At 69.0% G+C, this 21,198-nt stretch carries 17 protein-coding genes and 2 pseudogenes; 10 read left to right on the forward strand and 9 right to left on the reverse strand.

The window, feature by feature from the left end; all coding sequences use genetic code 11:
• Positions 1-34 precede the first annotated feature (34 nt).
• The 6 genes from ABTX78_RS08195 to ABTX78_RS08220 form a co-directional block, all read right to left on the reverse strand.
• Positions 35-955, reverse strand: a complete 921-nt coding sequence (locus ABTX78_RS08195; protein ID WP_352205980.1) for a metal ABC transporter permease — start codon at positions 953-955, stop codon at positions 35-37.
• Entirely contained in the window at positions 952-1,842 is an 891-nt protein-coding gene (locus ABTX78_RS08200) for a metal ABC transporter ATP-binding protein (RefSeq protein WP_352205981.1), read from the reverse strand. The genes ABTX78_RS08195 and ABTX78_RS08200 overlap by 4 nt, the downstream gene beginning before the upstream one ends.
• Before the next feature lie 9 nt (positions 1,843-1,851).
• Positions 1,852-2,787, reverse strand: coding sequence for a metal ABC transporter solute-binding protein, Zn/Mn family (locus ABTX78_RS08205; RefSeq protein ID WP_352205982.1), 936 nt, complete (start codon positions 2,785-2,787; stop codon positions 1,852-1,854).
• A 247-nt stretch (positions 2,788-3,034) separates the two neighbouring features.
• Positions 3,035-3,613: a hypothetical protein gene (locus ABTX78_RS08210; protein WP_352205983.1), complete on the reverse strand. Its 579-nt coding sequence runs from the start codon at positions 3,611-3,613 to the stop codon at positions 3,035-3,037.
• A gap of 218 nt (positions 3,614-3,831) precedes the next feature.
• Positions 3,832-4,458 (reverse strand): NADPH-dependent F420 reductase, encoded by a 627-nt coding sequence (locus ABTX78_RS08215; RefSeq protein ID WP_352205984.1) that lies wholly within the window; start codon positions 4,456-4,458, stop codon positions 3,832-3,834.
• A 210-nt stretch (positions 4,459-4,668) separates the two neighbouring features.
• A complete protein-coding gene (locus ABTX78_RS08220; RefSeq protein ID WP_352205985.1) occupies positions 4,669-6,300 on the reverse strand; it encodes an FAD-binding oxidoreductase in 1,632 nt (543 codons plus the stop codon).
• A gap of 65 nt (positions 6,301-6,365) precedes the next feature.
• On the opposite strand from ABTX78_RS08220, the gene ABTX78_RS08225 reads away from it, so the two are divergent.
• From ABTX78_RS08225 to ABTX78_RS08235, 3 genes and pseudogenes are all read left to right on the forward strand, one after another.
• Complete coding sequence (locus ABTX78_RS08225; RefSeq protein ID WP_352205986.1) at positions 6,366-7,007, forward strand: TetR/AcrR family transcriptional regulator; 642 nt, start codon at positions 6,366-6,368, stop codon at positions 7,005-7,007.
• Between the two features lie 81 nt (positions 7,008-7,088).
• Positions 7,089-7,451, forward strand: coding sequence for a hypothetical protein (locus ABTX78_RS08230; RefSeq protein WP_352205987.1), 363 nt, complete (start codon positions 7,089-7,091; stop codon positions 7,449-7,451).
• A 92-nt stretch (positions 7,452-7,543) separates the two neighbouring features.
• Positions 7,544-8,188: pseudogene (locus ABTX78_RS08235) on the forward strand (class I SAM-dependent methyltransferase); the annotation flags it as partial.
• Positions 8,189-8,345: 157 nt separating this feature from the next.
• On the opposite strand, the gene ABTX78_RS08240 reads toward ABTX78_RS08235, so the two are convergent.
• Positions 8,346-9,134, reverse strand: coding sequence for a hypothetical protein (locus ABTX78_RS08240; protein WP_352205988.1), 789 nt, complete (start codon positions 9,132-9,134; stop codon positions 8,346-8,348).
• Between the two features lie 205 nt (positions 9,135-9,339).
• Positions 9,340-12,123 (reverse strand): Pls/PosA family non-ribosomal peptide synthetase, encoded by a 2,784-nt coding sequence (locus ABTX78_RS08245; protein WP_502993831.1) that lies wholly within the window; start codon positions 12,121-12,123, stop codon positions 9,340-9,342.
• A 691-nt stretch (positions 12,124-12,814) separates the two neighbouring features.
• Between ABTX78_RS08245 and ABTX78_RS08250 the strand changes: the two genes are divergently transcribed.
• From ABTX78_RS08250 to ABTX78_RS08280, 7 genes and pseudogenes are all read left to right on the forward strand, one after another.
• Positions 12,815-14,026, forward strand: a complete 1,212-nt coding sequence (locus ABTX78_RS08250; protein WP_352205990.1) for a DUF418 domain-containing protein — start codon at positions 12,815-12,817, stop codon at positions 14,024-14,026.
• A gap of 244 nt (positions 14,027-14,270) precedes the next feature.
• Positions 14,271-14,936, forward strand: coding sequence for a response regulator (locus ABTX78_RS08255; protein ID WP_352205991.1), 666 nt, complete (start codon positions 14,271-14,273; stop codon positions 14,934-14,936).
• Entirely contained in the window at positions 14,933-16,036 is a 1,104-nt protein-coding gene (locus tag ABTX78_RS08260) for a sensor histidine kinase (protein ID WP_352205992.1), read from the forward strand. Before ABTX78_RS08255 ends, ABTX78_RS08260 begins: the two co-directional genes overlap by 4 nt.
• A gap of 171 nt (positions 16,037-16,207) precedes the next feature.
• On the forward strand, positions 16,208-17,431 hold the full coding sequence (locus ABTX78_RS08265) for a DUF418 domain-containing protein (RefSeq protein ID WP_352205993.1): 1,224 nt from the start codon (positions 16,208-16,210) through the stop codon (positions 17,429-17,431).
• 49 nt (positions 17,432-17,480) lie between these two features.
• Entirely contained in the window at positions 17,481-18,119 is a 639-nt protein-coding gene (locus tag ABTX78_RS08270) for a histidine phosphatase family protein (protein ID WP_352205994.1), read from the forward strand.
• 188 nt (positions 18,120-18,307) lie between these two features.
• Positions 18,308-19,207: pseudogene (locus ABTX78_RS08275) on the forward strand (aminoglycoside phosphotransferase family protein).
• Positions 19,208-19,411: 204 nt separating this feature from the next.
• Positions 19,412-20,488: a mechanosensitive ion channel family protein gene (locus ABTX78_RS08280; protein ID WP_352205995.1), complete on the forward strand. Its 1,077-nt coding sequence runs from the start codon at positions 19,412-19,414 to the stop codon at positions 20,486-20,488.
• A gap of 188 nt (positions 20,489-20,676) precedes the next feature.
• Here the strand turns inward: ABTX78_RS08280 and ABTX78_RS08285 are convergent, their stop codons facing one another.
• The gene (locus tag ABTX78_RS08285; protein WP_352205996.1) at positions 20,677-21,174 is read right to left on the reverse strand and encodes a pyridoxamine 5'-phosphate oxidase family protein; all 498 of its coding nucleotides are present in this window, start codon (positions 21,172-21,174) and stop codon (positions 20,677-20,679) included.
• Positions 21,175-21,198 lie beyond the last annotated feature (24 nt).

The raw sequence follows: 21,198 nt of genomic DNA on the forward strand, positions 1-21,198 counted from the left end.
CACTCGATGGGTCGACCTGGGGCATTGGGCCCGTTCAGACGTGCGCGGAGGGCCGCGGCCCCGCGGCGAGAGGCACCCGGGTCGTCTTCGCGGTGCGGCGCGAACCGGCCAGCCGGCAGACCAGGTAGATCAGGAACGACAGAGTGGTGACGTAAGGACTGATGGGGACAGTGCTGCCGAGGGAGAGCAGAATCCCGCCCTCCATCGACACGAGCGCGAACACGACGCTCAGCACCGGCAACAGCACAGGGGATGCAGTGATCCGGGCGGCCGCGGCCGCGGGCGTGACGAGGAGCGCCAGGACCAGCAGGGCGCCGACGATCTGCACGCAGAGGGCCACGGCCAGGGCGAGGACCAGCATGAACGACAGGGACAACGCACGGACGGGGAGGCCCCTCGCCTCGGCGACCTCCGGATCCGCGCTGACGAAGGTCAGCGGTCGCCAGATGACCGCGAGGGCGACCAGAACCACGGCCGACGTACCGAGCAGCCAGGCCATCTGCGGGGTGTCGACGGCGACGATCTGACCGGTGAGGATCCCGAACTTGTTTGCGGCCCGCCCCTTGTACAGGGACAGGAAGAGCACGCCGAGGCCGAGCCCGAACGGCATGATGATCCCGATCACGGAATTCCGGTCACGGGCACGGACGCCGAGCATCCCGATCGCGGCCGCCGCCATGAGGGATCCCACGATGGAACCGGCGACGATATTGACGCCGGCCAGCAGCGCCGCGGCCCCGCCGGCGAAGGACAGCTCACTGATCCCGTGCACCGCGAACGGCAGATCGCGCATGATGACGAGCACCCCGACCAAGCCGCCCACCAGGCCCAGGAGGACTCCCGCCAGAAGCGAGTTGTGCACGAGGGACAGCAGCTCACCGTAGTTGGTGAAGTCGAAGATCTGCTGCCAGAACCCGCCGTCCTCCCCGTTCGCGATCGGCAGGCTTCCGCTCACAACTTTTCCCCTCCGTCCGTCCCGTCCGTCTCGTGGGAATGGTGGTGGGCGGTGGCCGCGTCGGGTGCTCCCACGACGACGACGCGGCCGCGGACACGGAGGACATCGACCTCGGTGCCGTAGAGCTCCGACAGGGAGGCGGTGGTCATCACCTCGTCCGGGGGCCCGACCCGGAATCCGCCGGGAGCCAGATACAACACCCGGTCCACCAGGCCGAGTACCGGGTTGATCTCGTGCGTCACGAAGATCACGGCGGTACCGGCCGACCGGCGCCGGTGGTCCACCAGGGTGGTGACCGTGCGCTGGTGCTGGAGGTCGAGGGAGAGCAGGGGCTCGTCGCAGAGCAGGATCTGCGGGTCGGTGGCCAGGGCCTGGGCGATGCGGACGCGCTGCTGTTCGCCGCCCGAGAGCCTTCCGACAGCGACGTCCCCGTACGAGCTCGCGCCGACGGACTCCAAAAGCTCGTCCACCCGGCGACGGGCCGCGCCGGGAGCCAGGGGCAGCCCCCACCGATGGCCGTCCACGCCCAGCCGTACGAGGTCCCGGGCGCGGAGCATCGTGTGCGCGGGAAGGGACTTGTGCTGCGGTACGTAGCCGATGTGCCTGCCACCGCGGTGCGGGCCGCGGCCCAGAACGGTCAACGACCCCGCCGTGAGCGGCTGATGGCCCAGCAGTACGCGCAACAGGCTGGTCTTGCCCGAACCGTTGGGCCCCAGGACCGCCAGGAACTCCCCCGGCCGTACATCGAGATCGAGGTCACGCCACAGCACCCGGCCCCCGTACGCGAGCGTCGCCGACCGCAGGCTGATCACCGGTGCCGCCGGGCCGGTCTCGCGATCCACCGGTCCTGGCGGAGAGAGCGGTGCGGGAGCCTCCGTGCGGTCCATCACGGTCTCTCACCTGTCCAGAGCGTTCTTGAGCGCGTCGATGTTGGACGCCATCCAGCTGACGTAGTCCTCCCCCTCCGGGAGGGTCTCGGTCACCGCGACCACGGGGATGTCGTTGTCCACGGCGGCCTTCTCGACCTTCTCCGTCTGGGGACCAGCGGTCTGTTCGTTGTACACCAGCACTTCGACCTGCCTGTCGGTGAACAGCGCGAGGGTGTCCCGCAAGCTCTGCGGGGACACCTCGTCGCCTTCCTCGACGGCTTCGCTGAAGTCCGCGGGCGTCTTGTTCACCAGGCCGCTCGCCTCGGTCAGATAGAGGGGGACGGGCTCGGTGACGGCCACGGGGGTTCCCGCGTGACGGGAGTTGATCTGCTTCGTCTCCTCCTGGAGACCGGCCAGGTCGTCCTTGAACGTCTTGGCGTTCTGCCGGAATTCGGCGCCGTCGGCCGGTGCGGCCTTCGCCAGCGCGTCCGCGATCCGGTCGGCGACCTTGCCCATGGTGGGGAGGTCGTACCAGACGTGCTCGTTGAATGCCCCGTCGGCAGCGGGCCGCTTCCCGGAGGCATCGACGGCATCGACCACCTCGGCCGAGGAATTGCCGGAACCGCGCAGCATGCGCCCGACGAAATCGTCGTAGCCGCCGCCGTTCTCGACCACGACCTTCGCCTTGGCCAGCTCCAGCTGGTTGCGGGTACTGGCCTCGTACGAGTGAGGGTCCTGCGCCGGGTCGCTGATGATCGAGACGACGTCGACCTTGTCCGACCCGATCTGCTTGACGACATCGCCGTAGACATTGGTCGAGGCGACCACAGGGACGGGCGGTTCCTGGACCGTGAGCCGGCTGCCGGTCCCGGGATCGGCACAGGCGGATCCGCCCAGTCCGAGGACCAGAACCGCCGTGCATCCGATGACCACGCTCGGAGCGCGAGCACGGATCGCTCGCATGCCGTCCTCCTGCCGGTGGGGAAAACGAAACGATAATCAGTTGAATTATCCCCCCGGGGCGTCGGGCTCTCCACTCGGCGGCGTGATGGCTGGGTCGACGCACAGAGACGTCAGTCGCCTGCGACCGGGAGGCCGGGCCGTGGCCTCTGGTCGACGCCTGCACGGCCCGGGACGGGCAGGTCACGCGCGTGAGACCGCGAACGGCTCGGTGCAGTGTCCTGGGAGCCCCATGAACCGCGGCTGAGGATCAACGGCTGAGAAGGTAACGCGTCAGGCGGGCGCGGGCGGCCGCCGGGCTGACGCCGAGGGCGGTGGCGATCGTGTCGAAGGACAGCTCGTCCGCCTGGATCGCGTGCGCGGCCTCCAGACCAACCGCAGCGGTGATGCGCTCCAGAGCGGCCGCCGCCCTCAGCGCGGCCACCGGCGCCTGTTCGGCGAGGGAGGTGAGTTGCTCGTCCAACCGCTCGATGGACTCGGCCACTTCGGCGGGCAGCGGCACCGTACGGCGGTCGACGGTGGCGATGTGCCCGCTCCAGTCGCGGTACGGACCCGACGTATCCACGTCGTTCAGGCCGCCGTCATGCAACTCGTCCCAGGCGATGGGATGGTCGGGGTTGCGCCAGCCGCACGCGCACGCCGCTCGGACGGCTGCCGCTCTCGGTCGGTTCAGCTCCCCGTTGTAGGCCCACCACTCGCTGGTCTCGTGCACGGACCCGCTGCCACTGCCGAAGTCCAGGTAGACGGGCTTGGGTTCATGGCCGTCCGCGAGGACCGCCCCGGTAATGCCCTCGTGGGATTCGCCGAACTCCTCAGTGATCCACCCCATCAGACTCTCCCTCTGTCCGGCCGGCGACCATCACCCGGCGGCCTGTCGCTCAGTCTCGCGCCGGCGGCCGGCGGTCGCACGCGAAACCGGTCAGGCCACTCCCCTGTACGGATGTGCGGATGACCGCTCTCCTCGCGGCCGGCCGGGTCCGTCGGGCAGTCGTGGCGTCGTGTCCCGGACCATGAACCCGCGGGACGGTGGCACGTGGACGGCGAGCTCTACGCCGGAGGGCGGGTGACCACGTTGATGTTGAAGGTATGAGAACCCAGACCGCCCGCGATGCCCATGAAGAGCAGGGCGAAGTGCTCCTGTCCGCGTGCGGTGGTGATGCCGCCGATGTCCAGTTGGGACGAGGGGGGCCAGCCGAGGTCGGTGAGCAGCCGCCCGGTGGCGCGTTTGGCCTCGGCGTCGTCACCGGAGAGGAAGACGGTGCTCGGGCCGTCCAGAGCGCCCGGCGCGGTCATGACGGTGGAGTCCATGGTGCACAGCGTCTTCACGACGGGTGTCAGGGGGAAGGCGTGCTGGATCTGTTCCGCCAGGCTGCTGTTGGGGTGTGAGAGCTCGGTGAAGTCGTCGGAGAGGCCGACCCCGACATCGATCAGCAGGGTGCCGGCCAACGCCGGTGCCCCGATGGAGTGCAGCAGGTCCACGGAGACGGTCCCCGGGGTTGCGTTGACGAGTACTTCCGCGTGGGCGGCTGTCTCGTCCAGACTCGCTACGGGGAGCCCGAGATCGGTCCGTTCCTCGGGCCGACGTGAACCGAGGAGCACGTCGTGCCCTGCGGCCTTCCAGCCGTGGGCCAGTGCTCGAGCGACGTTGCCGGTGCCAAACAGTCCTAGGCGCATGGTGGGACGCCAACTGTTGTCGGAGGCCCTGCGAATCGGGCCTGAGGCCCAGGTCGACCGGTACCTAAGACCTAGGGTCATCGGACGTGGCGTGTGAGCGGCTGATGCCCGAGGGGCGCGGATCGCGCCTCTGCTGCGGCCCATGCTTTCCCGAAGCAGGCAGAGCGGTACGCCTGCGACGGGTCAGTACCCCACCACTTTCACCTGTTCTCACACCGGCGGCCGGTCCTGCGGCCGACGCAAAGGGTCCATCACCGCGCCCGGGTTGAGGATGCCCGCCGGGTCGAGCGTCGCCTTGCCTGCCCGCAGGGCGGCGGCGAACAGGTCGGGGCGTTGCCGGTCGTACCACGGTCGGTGGTCGCGGCCCACCGCGTGGTGATGCGTGATCGTGCCTCCGGAGGCGATCAGCGCCTCGGAAACCGCCGCCTTGATCTCGTCCCACTGCTCCACCGTCCTGCCCCAGTCACCGGTGGCGTAGATCCCGAAATACGGTGCGGGTCCATCGGGGTAGACGTGCGTGAACCGGCACGTCACGACGCCTGTGGCGCCGACCTTGCGCATGGCGTCCTGGGCCGCGTCGTCGACGGCTGCGCGCAGGCTTTCGAACCGGTCCCATGTGCACGCGGTCTCGAAGGTTTCCACGATCATGCTCTGGGCCGCGAGCGCGTCGCGCTGATAGGGCATCCGTACGAACGAGGACCGCCAGGTGTCGGCGGCTCCGCTGCGCGCGGACCGGTCGGCGCTGTCGCTGTAGCGCGCGGGCTCGGGCAGCGTGCCTCCGTGATCGCGGCAGAGTTCCAGCGCGCGTTCCATCCAGGAGGTGACGGGATGATCCGCGGATTCGAAACCGAGCACCAGGACGGCCGTCGGGGAGCCGGCGTTGATGAAAGCCTCCACGGGGTCCAGGAGGCGGCAGTTGGAAGGATGCAGGCCGGACTGGGACAGCGCGCGCACGGCGTTCACGCCGGCGTCGTGGTCCCGGAAGGCCACCGACGCGCCTGCCCGCCACCGGGGACGGTCCTGGAGACGGACCCATGCCTGGGTGATGACGCCGAGCGAGCCCTCGGAGCCGAGGAACATCCGGTCGGGGGAAGGGCCCGCACCCGAGGCGGGCAGCCGCCGGGACTCGACGACACCTGCGGGGGTGACGACCCGGAGGGACTCGGTGAGGTCGTCGATATGGGTGAGGACCGTCGCGAAGTGTCCCCCGGCACGAGTGGCCAGCCAACCGCCGAGCGTGGAGAACTCGAAGGACTGGGGGAAGAAGCGGAGCGTGTAACCGTGGGGCCGCAGTTGGTCCTCGAGGTCCGGGCCGAGGACCCCGGCCTGGACGAGCGCGGCGCGGCTGGTCGGGTCGACCTCGAGGACGCGGTTCATCGCGGTGAGGTCCAGGCTGACCGCCCCCGCGTAGTCTCCGCCGACGCGCGGCTCGACACCTCCCACGACCGAGGAGCCGCCACCGAACGGGATGACCGCGATGCCGGCGTCACTGCACCAGTCGAGCACCTGGACAACCTCGGCCTCCGACGTAGGGCGGACGACGAGGTCCGGCACGTGCGGCAGCTTCCCCAAGAGGGCCCGGACCACGTCGCGGAAGGCCTGTCCGTGGCTGTGCGCCAAACGGTCGCGTACGCCCTCGGAGACGATCGGCGCCAGAGCCAGCGGCGCGCGGACCCTGCTCGCGCCCACACCGAACGCCTCGATCGGCGGCGCCGTGTGCGCGCTCAGGTCCGCTCCGGGCAGCAGATCGGAGACCCTTCGGGTCAGTGCGTCACGCTCCGGGCCGGCCACCGCGTCCTCGACATGGCCCCATCCCCACCACGAACGCGTCCTGCTCTGCATCCCCCGACCACCGATCTGAATGATGGGTAAGTTACCGAGCGGTCAGATTGGCATAGGATGCCGCCATGAGCAAGCAGGACAAGACCACGCGCGGTGTGGGCACCAAGGGCATGCCCCGCAGGGACCGGGAACAACTGATCCTGGACGCGGCGGCGGAGGAGTTCGGCACCAAGGGCTACGTGCGCGGTTCGACTGCGGACATCGCGACGCGGGCAGGGATCACCAAGCCCATGATCTACGAGTACTTCGGGTCCAAGGACGGTCTCTACCTGGCCTGCCTGGACCGCGCGGGCTCCCGCCTCGCCGCGGCGATCGAATCGGCGCAGGACGGGTCACCGGACGTCGCGCGAGCCGCACGCACCATGGAGGCCCTCTTCCGGGCGCTCGAGTCCCGCCTGCACGACTGGGAACTCGTCTACGACACCACCGTGGCCGCCAACAGCGACCTCCACGCCAGGGCGATCGAGTACCGGCGCGCGTTCAACCGCATGGGAGCCGTCGGCGTGGCCGAGGTGCTCAGCGCTTCACAGGCGACCGAGCCGCTCGACGCCGACCTCGTCACGCACCTCTGGTACGGGACGGTGAGCTCTGCGGTCGCATGGTGGCGGCACCATCCCGAGCAGAGCGCCGACGAGATGACCTCGCGATTCCAGCGGGTCCTGGCGGCCGTGTTCCGTCAGGACCGCCCGAACCCCGAGCGATCCTGACAACAGCCGTGCTCCTGCCGTTCTTCGGCCACCGGCGCGCGATGCGGCGCGAGCCGCGCCGGCTCACGACACAATGGCCGTATGACGCGTCTTCCGTCCCGTGCGGTCCGGGGTTCCACTCTCTCCCTGTGGTCGAAGGACTCCTTCCTGTCGATCAGCTCCGTCGGCTCCGTGCTGTCCATCGGCTCGGTGGGCAGCGCGCTGTCCATCGGGTCCATCGGCTCCTCGCTGTCCATCGGCTCGATCGGGTCCGGCATGTCGGTGCTGTCGTTCGGTTCGCTGCAGAGCGTCGGGAGCGCGCTGTCCGTCCAGACGCGGTGGTCCCTGATGGCCGCAGGCTCGTACCGCCCCTTCGCCTCGCCCGGCACGCTCACCGCGGTCGGCGTGGGCGCCCTGGCTGTGGCCGGCGCGTTCGCCCTGCGCACCCGCGGCGCCCGGCGGTAGGGAGCCGGACCGAGCACGAACCGTCGGCCGGCGGTGGGCAGCCGTGCCAACCGGACACGGGGCTGTCAGTGCCGGGTGAAAGCATCGGCTGTATGACCAACTCCGCTGCCATCAGGGCCTACTGGGATGCCGCCGCCCCCGCCTTCGACGACGAGCCGGATCACGGTCTGCGCCAGGACAGGACCCGCGAGGCGTGGTCGACGTGCCATTCCTCCTGGCTGCCGCCCGGCCCGGCGAACGTGCTGGACGTCGGCTGCGGTACCGGATCCCTCTCGCTGCTGCCGGCCGGGGCCGGACACCGGGTCACCGGCGTGGACCTCGCACCGCGCATGGCCGAACAGGCCCGGGCCAAGCTCGCCGCGGCGGGCCTGGACGGCCGCTTCCTGGTGGGTGATGCCGCCGCTCCGCCCACCGGCGACGACATGTTCGACATCGTGCTCTCACTCCATCTGGTGTGGACCCTGCCCGACCCGCAGTCCGCGCTGCGCCAGTGGGTCGCCCGGCTCCGCCCCGGCGGCACACTCGTTCTGGTCGAGGGACGGTGGCGCGAAGCCGGGCAGAGCGGAGTTCCCTACGTGGCCGGCGCCGACACCCTGCCGTGGCATCGCGGCATCGGCGCCGACGACCTCACTGCCGCCGTCAGCCCTCTCGTCACCCACCTGCGCGTCGAAGACCTCAGCGGCCATGCCGACTTGTGGGGCGGGACGGTGACCGACGAACGCTACGTGCTGATCGCCGGGGCTTGGCGCCCCCGTCCACTGCTGGTCTGCCGCGGTGGCGCATCCGGTCGTCCGACACACACGCATCGTCCGACACACACCCAGCGCCTTCGCACAGCCGGCCGAGCCCTGGGCCAACCGATGGTCGACGGGGTCCAGGGCTCGGCCGTTCGCGTCAGCCGGCTCGACGCCCCCTGACGCCGCTGGTCTCGAAGTCATAGACGGTCTGGTTGATACGGAGGCCGTCGACGGCCCCGATCCACATGTTGTCGCGGCCCTTGCCCACCGCGGCCGTGAGGATGGTCGCTCCCTCGCCACCGTCGTTGAGCGAGGTCTTGAGCTCCTCCAACGTGCACTCGGCGGCAGGGTTGCAGGTCGTCTCGTTGCCCGTGAGGTACCAGTAGCCGGTCGAGGTGGCGTCGAGGAAGGGACTCCAGCCGTTCGTCACGGGGGAGGCATCCGGCACCCACACCATCGTGGAGTAGTTGTCGGTCGTCAGCGCGGTCAGGTTCGGATCGATCTCGAACCGGATGTTCGGCAGGTTATCGGCACCGCCGTACGACACGTTCTCGCCGGTCTGGAAGACGTGGAACCCGAGCCTCCGCAGCCCCTGCACCGGATCGCCGAAGAAGTCGACCTCATTGCCGAAGTCGACCTTCTCGCTGGAAGGGCTCAGCGAGGTGGATGCGTCCGCCACCTCGATGCCGAGGCTGCCCCGTCCGTAGGGCGGCCTGGCGGCGGTGCCCGTCACGCCGAACGAGCCGTACGGGCCGTTCCGCAGATCGGCGACGGGAGAGCCGATCGTGTTGCGGGCGATCACGCCCCAGTGATCAGGGCGCGCTTCGTTTCCGTCGTTTCCGTCTGCGGCAGTCGACATCGATGCGGAGAGTGTCGAGGCGACGATCGCGGCCACTGCCGCGATGACGAGCGCCTTCCCCCGGGTCATGCCAAAGCGAGTGCTCACACTCAGTCCTTCCACGTAGCCGAAGGGCGCCCCACGTGCGCCGGGTGCCCCACCGAAGCGACGCACACCTATGACTCTCGGTGACGCGCACTCACCATAAGGGGGCACAAACAGGCATCCCGCAACGGCTGATCCAGGCGGACCACTACGCTCTGTGCCGCATGGGCAACCTCTGCGCGGCGCTCCGAGACCGCATCGGAGCGGGTCAGACAGACATCCTCTGCCCCGCCGTCTGCGGCACCGAGGCCTTTCCGCCCTCAGGCCGGCCCATGACGGCGACTCCCTCCCGAGCCGGGTTGCCGCCCCACCTCTCTCGCGGAGGCACTTCCTCGCCCTTCATCAGGAAGGAGTCGGCCGCCAGGTACGCCTTGTCGCCCACGGCGGTGCCGTAGTGGACGAAGGCACCGACCCCGAGGGTCACACCGGCACCGAGTGTCGCCTGGTCCGACTTGAAGGCGCCGTCCTCCTGGGAGTGGCACTGGATCACGGTTCCGGCGTTGAGGGTGCAGCGGTCGCCGATGGTGACGAGGGCTCGCTCGATCAGTGAGCAGCCGTCGTCGAAAACCTGGCGGCCGATCCGGACGCCGAGCAGCCGCCAGACGACGTTCTTGAACGGGGTGCCGTTGAAGAGTTGCATGTACCGGTGGGTCGTCAGTTTCCAGAAGCGTTCGTGGCGCCAGAAGGACAGGTCGTAGATCGAGCAGTACAGCGGTTTCAGCGGCCGCACCCGGGTGATGGTCCGTTCCACCAGCGAGTAGAAGAGGACGGTGAACACCAGGGTGAGCAGGCTCGCCACGGCGATCGGCGCCACGCCGTGGACGTGATAGAGGTCGACGGCGGCCATCGCGATGAGGGCGATGACATAGAAGTGGAACCAGCGCATCAGCAGGTACAGGGTCGCGGTGAGCGCGTTGTGCCTGTTCTTGGCCGACAGGCGGCGGCGCAGTTCGTCGCCGGTCGCCAGATCGTTGAACCGGTTGTCGCGCATCACCGTGCGAGGGATCTCGAAGCTGGGCGAGCCCAGCAGCCCCACGCCCTCACGGACCGGCCCGTCGATGGGCACCATGACCTTGGTCGCGAGCAGACAGTTGTCGCCGACGCGGCCGCGGGTGGGATAGGCGATGTTGTTGCCGAGGAAGCTGTTCGCTCCGATCGAGGTCGGGGAGAAGCGGAAGGACGTGCTGGAGAAGTCGGCGTTGATGACCGACAGGCCGTCGGCGACCATCGTCCCGCTGCCGACCCGACTCATGTACGGGCTGTCGTGCTTGACCAGGGAGCCGAAGTTCGAGCCGGTCTGCTCGATCCGGCACAGGTCGTACCCCAGACAGCGCAGGTAGTGGACGATGGCGGAGCTGTCCCCGAAGAGCAGGACGAAGAACCGGATGTTGGTCAACCGCGTCATGGCTCGCTGGAGACCGTGGTGGAAGCCGTACAAGGGGTAGATCTTGCCCGGCTTGATCACCGGGCGGAACGCCCGCGGCACCGCGTTCACGGCTACGAGGCCCGCCAGCAGGCCACCGAAGAAGGCCACCAGGGAGGCGAGCAGGGCATCGATGTAGAACCCGGGGCTGGTGAAAGCCGGTTCGGGGTTCAGGAGCGCATCCAGCTGCGGGAGTGCGGAGAACACGAGAGCCAGACCGCCGAGCGACAGCGGCAAATAGACGCCCAGCAGCAGCAGGAGTTGGGCAGCGGTGTAGAGGGTCTTGCGCAGTCCGCCGCACGGGGTGGGCTCGACAGCCCGGAAGTCGGTGGTGGTGGGTTCGGCCGGGGACCCGTGCCAGGCCTCCCCCGCGGGTACTCGCTGGCCGCTGTGCAGCGAGGAGACATGGCCCAGTTGAGCACTGTCGCCCATCGCGGTGTCGATGTCGAGAACGGTCTGCTCGCTGACGGTCGCGTTCCGTCCGAGCGTGACGGGACCCGTCTCGATCACCCCGTCGTACGCCCGGTAGCAGGAGAAGAACACGTCCTTCCGGATGACGGTGCCTTCCTCGACGGTGAGCATGTCAGTGCACACCGGCACGTTGCGCGAGAAGATCGCCACGTTGCGGCCGATCTTCGCGCCAAGTGCCCTGAGGTAGAGCACGTACAGGGGTGTACCGACGAACAGGCGCATCGGACTGATGCGGATCAGCGTTTTCACACACCAGAAACGCACATACGCAAGGCTCCAGACCGGGATCCGGCGGGGCCGAAAGCGGCCGACGAGCAGCCACTTGGCGAGCACGGAGAGGGCGCAGGCACCCACAAAGGTGGCGGTGACGAACAGCGTCACTCGCAGATAGAGGGCGAGGGCTCCGGAGCCGCCCTGGATCCACTCGTAGCCCCGCACGGCGACGAGGGCGGCGAGGGCGGACACACCGAGGAAGAAGAGGAGTTGCAGCATCCCGCACAGGACGTACTTCCCCGTACGGAATCGCGAGGACATGACACCGGCCGGCACGTCGGTGCTTGGTGGGGAGGGCTCGGCAGCCTTCACGTCACCGGTTTGCGGAGCGACGTCGGGCGGAGCGAGTTCGTTCTGTGGCACAACGAGACCGGCGGCCAGGCTTTCGATCGTCGGGGTGCGGTAGATGTCCTTCATCGAAACGGTCGGAAGATCATCCCGCTTACGCACACGAGCACAGAACTGCGCCATCACCAACGAATCCGCACCCAGATCGGCAAAGAAATCACCGTCCACCGCCACCCGGTCCGTATGCAGAACCCCGGCCAGTATCTCGGCCAACTCAGCCTCCACGTCCTGTGACGGCGCATCAGTCACACCACGGGAGACCGCCGCCGTCGAACCGGAGTCCGCAGCGGAAAACTCGGCGGCCAGGCTTTCGATCGTCGGGGTGCGGTAGATGTCCTTCATCGAAACGGTCGGAAGATCATCCCGCTTACGCACACGAGCACAGAACTGCGCCATCACCAACGAATCCGCACCCAGATCGGCAAAGAAATCACCGTCCACCGCCACCCGGTCCGTATGCAGAACCCCGGCCAGTATCTCGGCCAACTGAGCCTCGGTGCCGGACTGCCCGTTGGCACTAGCACCGGCACCGGCACTGGCACTGGCACTGGCAGAAGTGTCCGCGCGGGCCGAGGAATCGGATACAGCAGCCTGCCCCTCAAAGCTGTTGCGTTTCACAACAGTTCCTCCCGGGGCGTACGGAAAGCCTCGGCCCGGGCCGCCGTCGTCAGGCGGATTCGAGCTCGGCCCGGAGCCGGGACAGGCAATCCTCCTGCCACGAAGACATGATCTGTTGTCGATTCGTCGCACAGCGAGTACATAGTCGTTCACCTGCAGTCGGTGCGGTTCACGCCGAGATTTCCCCCGGCCCCACCGGACCGTGCATATCGAGGCTGATAACAGATGTGGTAGTCAAGGCAATTCCCCAGTGTAAACACTTCTCAACCCATCGAGTCCGGCCGGACTCGATATATCCGGTGCAGGACTTCGGGACCTGACATCGCACCTTGCAACGCACCTTTGCAACGCACTTGGCAGGGCGAACGCATGCGGTCGCGCATCGCGGCCCCGAGCGGCAGAGGAACCACCGGTCGACGCCCGCACGAATCGCCGACAGACGACAGGCACCCCCGCCGGTCGGCGGGGGCGCTCCGGTCACCTGCCGGATGGCTGACGCCGCGGATTTCCCGCAGATTGGTGCGCAATGAGACGCGCCTCAGCTCCGGGCATGCCGTCCGCGACAGCCGCGGACGATGTACCCGGCCGCACCCCGTCGACAGGGAGGATGCTCGGTCTCGATGTTGCGCGCGCCCTGGCGATCTTCGGGATGTTCGCCGCCCACATCGGCCCCGAGCCATCGATCGGCGGCCCGGTGGGCTGGCTCATGGAGGTGGCGCACGGCCGGTCGGCGGCCCTGTTCGCGCTCCTTGCCGGATTCACCCTGATCCTGCTCATGGGCCGTCCACAGCCGCGCACAGGGCGGAGTGGACGCCAGGCGGCGGGCCGTGTCGTGATCCGCGCCGCCATTCTGATCGTCCTGGGCTACGCGCTGGTCCTGCTCGACACCGATGTCGACGTCATCCTGGCTTTCTACGGGCTGCTGTTCGTCCTCGCCCTCCCCCTGTACCGGCTGAGAGCCAGGACGCTGGCGATCATCGCGGCGTCGACCGCGCTCGTCCTGCCTCAGGTGCTGTACCTGCTGAGGGCCGCGGTCGACGGGGGAAGTTGGGCGGTCACCTTGATCGACCTCGACCCGCTGGCCCGGATCACCGACTCCGACGGGATTCTCGAACTGTTCGTGACCGGTGAGTATCCCGCACTGACCTGGTTCTCCTTCATCGTCGCCGGTATGGCGCTGGCCAAGTTGGACCTCTCGCGTCGTGACACCCTCGTCAGGCTGGCCTGCGCAGGCGCGGGCCTCACCGTGATCGGCTACGGGGGATCGTGGCTCGCTCTGCACAGCGTCCCGGGAGCCAAAGCAGCGGTCAGCGCCGCCGCGGGCGGCGGACCTCCCGCTTCCGCGTGGTGGTCGGACGCTGTCGGTGAGGAGTTCGCCTCCGGGTATCCGGCCTGGCTGCTGGTGGCCGTCCCGCACAGCCAGACCACCTGGTCCATCGTGGGCAACACCGGTGTCGCGCTCGCCGTCCTGGCCGTCTGCTGTCTCACGGTTCAGCTCACCGAGGACCACCCCCGACTGCTGGCTCCGCTGGCCGCCGTCGGGTCGATCTCCTTGACCGCCTACGTCGCCCATATCGTGGCGATTCATTTCCTGGGTGCCGACGAGTTGGAGGACCTGGACGGCTGGGTCCCGCTGCCGGTGTTCCTCGGCTTCACGGTTGCGGCCATGCTGTTCGCCCTCCTGTGGACCCGCTTCTACCGGCGTGGACCGCTGGAGTACCTCCTCCATGCCGCCACTGCTCCGGCCCGCCGGATCACCTGATGGACAGCCGGGCGTCCTGACGGCAGGAGCCTGTCGGTCGGAGAAGGCGGCCGTGATCGCCGGGTGTCACCGGGTCGAGCACGCGGTTGCCGTCGTTGCGCCGCACGACGGCAGAGCGCCGGAGCACCCCCCGCCGACTGGCCGGCGCCCCCCGCCACGTGGCCGCATTCGGCCTCCGGCACCCGCGCGGCGCCTCTCGGCATGGTACGAATCGGACAGTGGCCCGGTGGCGAATGGAGCACACGTGATCCGGGTAATGGTGGTCGACGACGAGGCCCTGATTCGTACGGGCTTCCAGCGCATCCTCGACGCGGCGGACGACATCACGGTCGTGGCGGCGGTTCCCGGCGCCTACGCGGTCGAGGCCGTGCAGGAGCATCGTCCCGACGTCGTGCTGCTGGACATCCGTATGCCCGACGTGGACGGACTCACCGTCCTGGCCGCTCTCCGCCGGCTGCCGGAGCCTCCCGTCGTGGCGATGCTCACGACGTTCGACATGGACGAATACGTGGCGACCGCCCTGCGCTCGGGTGCCGCCGGTTTCCTTCTCAAGGACACCGATCCCGAGGAACTGCCCTTCCTGGTGCGCGACCTCGCGGGCGGCCACAAGGTGCTGTCGTCCAAGGTCACCCGGACGGTCGTCGACACCTATCTGGACGCCGGATCACAGGAGGACGCCGCCCGCGGCGTGGCCCGGCTGACCGACCGTGAGCGCGACGTACTCGTCCTCGTCGCCGAGGGACTGTCGAACACCGACATCGCCACCCGGATGCATCTGAGCACCGGCACCGTCAAGGACCATGTGAGCGCCATCCTCACCAAGCTGGAGGTGACCAGCCGCGTCCAGGCCGCCCTGCTCGCCGAGCGGGCGCGCCTTCTCAAGCAGCCGCGGGACCAGGAGCGCGGATGACCGACCGACGCCTGCACGCCGCTATCGTCGACGCCGTCCTCGTCGGAGTCTCGCTCCTCGACGTCTGGGTCCATGTCGACGACGACGAGCCGCTGCGTCTGGCCTTTTCTGTGGGAGCCTCCCTCTCCCTTCTGTTGCGCCGTCGCCTGCCCCTGCTCACCTTCTTGCTCACCCTGCCGGCCATCCTGCTGTCCGACGCGATCTTCGCCGGGCTGGCCGCGCTGTACACGCTCGGCTCGCTCTCCCGCCATCGCTTCCTGCTGGGACTGTGCGTCGCGGCGTACACGATCTGTGACATTTCGTCGTGGCCGTCACCGGAGCTCGACCTGTCGGACACCTCGACCCTGATCACGCTGGGCTACACGGGGGCGACGGCGGCCGCGGCCGTCTTCCTCGGCCAGCTCGTCCAGACCCGGAGTGATCTGTCGCTGCGGCTCACCGAGATCTCCGAAGCACGTGACCACGAACGGATGCTGACCGACCAGACCGTGCTGGCCAAGGAGCGCGCGCAGCTCGCCCGGGAGATGCATGACGTGGTCTCCCACCAGGTCAGCCTGATCGCGGTACGCGCCGGTGCACTCCAGGTCGGCAGCCGGGACACCGAGGTCAAGGAAGCCGCGGCCACGATCCGGGGGCTGAGCGTGCAGACCCTGGAGGAGCTGCGGCACATGGTCGGCGTCCTGCGCGCCTCCGGGGGGCGCCCCACGGAGCTGACCCCGCAGCCGTCCCTGGCCGACCTCCAGCAACTGATCGACGGCAGCGGTATCGAGGCCGAGCTGCGGACGGACCTGCCCAACGGCCTCTCGCCGGCCGTCCAGCGCGCCATCTACCGCACCGTTCAGGAAGCGCTGACCAACGTACGCAAGCACGCGCCCGGTGCCGCCGCCACGGTGAGCATCCGCCACGAGGGCGGCACCGTACGGACGACCGTCGTCAACACCGCCCCGACCAGGCCCGGACTCCCCCTGCCCAGCGCGCAGTACGGTCTGATCGGCCTGCATCAGCGTGCCGCGCTCCTCGGTGGCAGCGTCACCTCCGGCCCGACGGCGGACGGTGGCTACGCACTTCATCTGGAACTGCCGGCCGAAGGCAGAGCCTGACCGCTCCGCTCCCCGGATCCGAGGGCCTGTCCGTCGCCGGGAAACCACCATTGCGCGGGCGCCACATGCCGGCTTCGGCCGAGCGGCACGGGTCCGCCAGCCGGTCGGCGGGGACCGTTCCGGACATCTGCCGGATGGTTGCCCCGGGCCGTTTCGCCAACCCTGGTGCCTATGACGCACGCCGTGCCTTCGGTGGTGGCGTCCGCCCCGGCGGACGACTCACCCTTCCGTGCGTCGTCGACCGGACGGCTGATCGGCCTCGACCTGGCACGCGGTCTGGCGATCTTCGGCATGTTCGCGGCCCACATCGGTCCCGATCCGTCCGTGGGCGGCCCCCTCGGTTGGCTGCTGGAGGCAGCGCGTGGCCGCTCGGCGACGCTGTTCGCCCTGCTCGCCGGCTTCACTCTGGTCCTGCTGACCGGCCGCCCGCAGCCGCGTACCGGTCGTGCGGGGCGGCAGGCGACGGGCAGGGTACTGATCCGCGCGGCCATCCTCATCGCCCTGGGCTACGCGCTGACCGCTCTCGACACCGATGTCGACGTGATCCTCTCCGCCTACGGGCTGCTCTTCGTGCTCGCGCTGCCGCTGTACCGGCTGCGCCCGGCCACACTGGCGCTCGTCGCCGCGGCTACCGCGCTCGTCATGCCCCAGGTCCTGTATCTGCTGCGAGCCGCGGTCGACGGCGGAAGCCGGGCCGACGCCGTCATCGCTCACGATCCCCTGGCCCGGGTCAGTGGCACGGACGGACTCGTCGAGCTGTTCGTCACCGGTCCGTATCCGGTTCTGACCTGGCTGCCCTTCATCGTCGCCGGGATGGCGGTCGCGAAGCTCGACCTGGCCCGGCCCGGTGTTCTCACCCACCTCGCCGTGGGCGGCGGTGCGCTGGCGGTACTGGGTTACGGCAGCTCCTGGCTGGCCCTGCACCTGGTCCCCGGCGCTCAGGCCGCCGTCAACGCGGCGACCGACACCACAGCGGCCACATCGGCATGGTGGTCCGACGGCGTGGGCGAGGACCCGGTTACCGGTGTTCCCGACTGGCTGCTGGTGGCCGCACCGCACAGCCAGACGACCTTTTCCATCATGGGCAACACCGGCACCGCACTGGTGGTCCTGGCCGCCTGCCTCATGGCCACCGCACACTCCGCGCGCCTGCGGTGGTGGGCCGCGCCCGTCATCGCCGTCGGCTCGATCTCGCTCACCGCCTACGTCGGCCACATCCTCGCCATCAAGGCCCTGGGCATCGACGACATGTCGGACTCCGCCGCCCTGCCCGTCCTTCTCGCCTTCATCGCCGCGGCCATGCTGTTCGCCCTCGCCTGGACGAGGGTCTTCCGGCGCGGACCGCTCGAGTACCTGCTGCACACCGCCACCGAACCCGCCCGCCTGATCACCTGACTCGCGGGAACCGACCCGCGTCGTCGGCCGGAAAGAGGAGGTCAACGCCATGACCGTCACACTGACATTTCTGTGTGCGACCGCCCCGGTCCCCCTCACGGACACCCGCCTCGGCGACGGTCCCCGAAGCAAGCGCGCCGTGCGTGGGGCAGCGGCGGCGATAGCGGCACTGCCTCGCCACTCGGTTGCGGTGCGGGCGCCTTCGACCCGCTGCGCGCTGACCTCGTACAGCCTCGGGCTGGAGACCACACCGGAACCGGGGTTGCGCGACCTCGACCACGGCAGGTGGTACGGCAGTACGGTCGGCGACGTGGCGGCAGGCGACCCCCTCGGGCTCTCCGCCTGGCTCACGGATCCCGACGCCACACCGCACGGAGGCGAGTCGGTACGCGAGCTCTGTCGGCGGACCGCGCACTGGCTGAGCAGCGTCCCGCCTGATGCGGGGCACGTACTGGCCGTCACCGAACCGGCGGTCGTCCGGGCCTCGCTCGTCCATGCCATGGCCGCACCGGCACGAGCGTTCTGGCACCTCGACGTGCCGTCGTCCGTGCTCTCCCTCACCTCACGTAACGGTCGGTGGAGCTGGAGTACCCGGCTCGGCTACGCCGCTCCCGTACAACGTTGGCCGTCGGTCGTAGAGCCTTCGCCCGCCGACGCAACCCGTGACGAGAGCCTCGTCTCCCTGTGATCGTCGCCCTCAGCCGCACGTGGGCTGGGGTGCGAGGCCGGCGCGGGTGGCCGCCTGCGGGCGTGGCGAAGTGTGGGTCGACCGGATTGTCGTAGGCGGGCGCTAAATCGCTCGACGGGAGAGCTTCCTGCGTACTGTGATGGCCGCGACCGCCCGCCGCGCCGGCGGGCCGACCGCAGGAGCCGCTCTTGACGGCCGAACACACCTCCCACATCCGCCCATTGATCGACACAGACCTGGTCCGGCGCCTCGTGGCCACGCAGTTCCCGCACGGGGCCGAACTGCCCCTGGAACTGCTCGACCCGGCCGGCTCGACCACGTGATCCACCGGTTGGGCAACGTACTGTCCGTCCGGCTCCCCCGCCATGCCGGAGCCATCGGGCAGGCCAGGAAGGAGTCCGCGTGGCTCCCTCGGCTCGCCCCGCATCTCCCTCTGGCCATCCCGGTACCGCTGGCAGTGGGGCGGCCCGACTTCAGCTATCCGTGGCCGTGGGCCGTGTCCCGCTGGCTGGACGGCGAGGTGGCGACGGTCGCGGCGCTGGCCGACTCCTCCGTGGCCGCCGTGGAACTGGCGGAGTTCCTGGCCAGTCTTCAAATGTTCGAGGCCGGAGCCGTCCCGGCCGAGGACCTCCGTGACAACCTGTCCGGCGGTTCACTGGCCGACCGCGACCTGTCCACGCGGGCGGCCATCGCACAGGTCGACGGCGTGTTCGACGCCGTGTCAATGACGGCGCTGTGGACGCGGCGCTCAGCGCTCCCGCATGGGACCGCCCGCCGGTCTGGTTCCACGGGGACTTCCACACCGGCAATCTGCTCACCGTCGACGGCCGCCTCAGCGCGGTCATCGATTTCGGCGGACTCGGCATCGGCGACCCGGCCTGCGATCTGACCATCGCCTTCACCCTGATGTCCGCGGGAAGCCGGGCCGCCTTCCGTGCCGCGCTCGACGTGGACGATGCCACCTGGCGCGTGGGCGCGGCTGGGCTCTGGCCACAGGTCTGAACGCCTTCACAACGTACGCCGCCGTCAACCCCCGGGTCGACGAGCAGACCACCCGCCAGATCACCCAGGCCCTCATCGACCGGTGAGCCGCGTGACACGTCGGCGGACCCCGTCGACTGTGACGCGAAGAGCCCCGCGGATGCAGGAAGATGAGCGGACCGACGGTTCGACGACGCGTCTCGTCACCGGCGGCTTCGCACATTCTGGAACCGAGCAGCAGGCGGCAACAAGTTGACGACACATCACATACCGGACGTACGGCCTCTTCCTGATGCGGTGGGAGGCAGTCGGTGAACCGAGACCTCACGCCGCACGACTGGATCGTCGCGGGAATCTGGGTGGCCGTCGGGCTCACGGCAGGCCTCCTGCTGCGTCTTCTCCTGCGCTGGCTGGGCAAACACGCGACCCGTACGCGCTGGAGCGGCGACGACGTCCTGGTCAACGCGCTGCGGGCACTGGTGCCGGTCGCGGCGCTCACCGGCGGGGTCACGGCCGCCGCGGCGGCGCTGCCGCTGACCGACCGGGTCAACCACACGGTCAATCAGGTCCTGTCGGGGCTGCTCATCCTCGCCGCCACGATCACTGCGGCGCGCGTGATCACCGGCCTGGTCCAAGCCGTCACGCAGTCACGGTCCGGAGTGGCCGGATCGGCCACGATCTTCGTCAACATCACCCGCGTCGTCGTCCTGGCCATCGGATGCCTGGTCGTCCTGCAGACTCTGGGCATCTCCATAGCCCCGCTGCTCACCGCCCTCGGCGTCGGCGGTCTCGCGGTCGCGCTGGCTCTTCAGGACACCCTCGCCAACCTCTTCGCGGGCATCCACATCCTCGCCTCGAAGACGATCCAGCCCGGCGACTACATCCGCCTCACCAGCGGGGAGGAGGGGTACGTCGTCGACATCAACTGGCGCAACACCGTCGTACGCAACCTCTCCAACAACCTTGTCATCATCCCGAACGCACAGCTGTCGAGCACTAACATGACCAACTACAGCCGCCCGGAACAGGAGATGACCCTGCTCGTGCAGGTCGGCGTGGCATACGACAGCGACCTGGACCACGTGGAGCGCGTCACCTCCGAGGTGGTCAGCGAGGTCATGAAGGAGGTCGAGGGCGCGGTCCCCGACCACGAACCCGCTGTCCGCTTCCACACCTTCGGGGACTCGCGGATCGGTTTCACGGTGATCCTCGGCGTCGGGGAGTTCAGCGACCAGTACAGAATCAAGCACGAGTTCATCAAGCGGCTGCACAAGCGGTTCCGTCTGGAGGGAATCCGCATTCCTTCTCCGGCGCGGGCCGTCACGCTCCAGCAGAACGGCGTGGCCATTCCTCCGCAGCGGGACGGAACGCTGCCGATGATCCCGTAGACGGCCCCGAACGGGCCTGCACAGCAGTCTGCGCGGGTGCTGCCTGAGCGGCCGGCCGGTGTTCCCCGCCGAGGGGAACATCGGTCGGCCGGCGACCAGGGCCGACCGTGTGCGAGCTCGCCCATCACCGATCGTGCCTTTCGAGATTGTCTCGACCCGCGGTTGCGCCGATTCTGGACGCACCGATCTCAACCGTGCTGACGTTCGGCCCGTTGCCGGATCAGCTCCTCTACAGCGGTGGGCAGGGTAGTCTCGAAGTCGATGAGCTTCGCCCAGGTCGGGGTGATGACGATCCGGACCATGCCGTCGTAGAGGGAGCGGACCTCGGCCTCCCACTCGATGCGCTGCTCGGGTGTCATCGCGTAGCTGCCGTTCATCCGGAGATACTCGTCCGGGATGCCGTCGACAACGTCCAGCTCGGCCCGCCCTCGGATGAGCAGGATCTTCGGCGGGTGGACCTCGGTGTCGATGGTCAGGGCGACGGCCGGGTTGTTGCGCAGTGCGGGCAGCTTCGGGGCGTTCTTCGTGGTGCACAGGACGATCTCCGAGCCGTTCCAGGTGAACGCGATCGGGATACTGCGCGGTGTGCCGTCCTTGGCGACGTAGGCCAGGCGGGTCAGGTCGCGGGCCAGCAGTTCCTTGCTGATCGGCCGGTTCAGGATCTCGGTGATCTCGGTCGGCTGCATGGTGATCGCTCCTTCGTCGGCGTT

Origin of the sequence: Streptomyces sp. NPDC096193 (assembly GCF_040302905.1) — a bacterium.
In the GTDB taxonomy this organism is placed as follows: Bacteria; Actinomycetota; Actinomycetes; order Streptomycetales; family Streptomycetaceae; genus Streptomyces.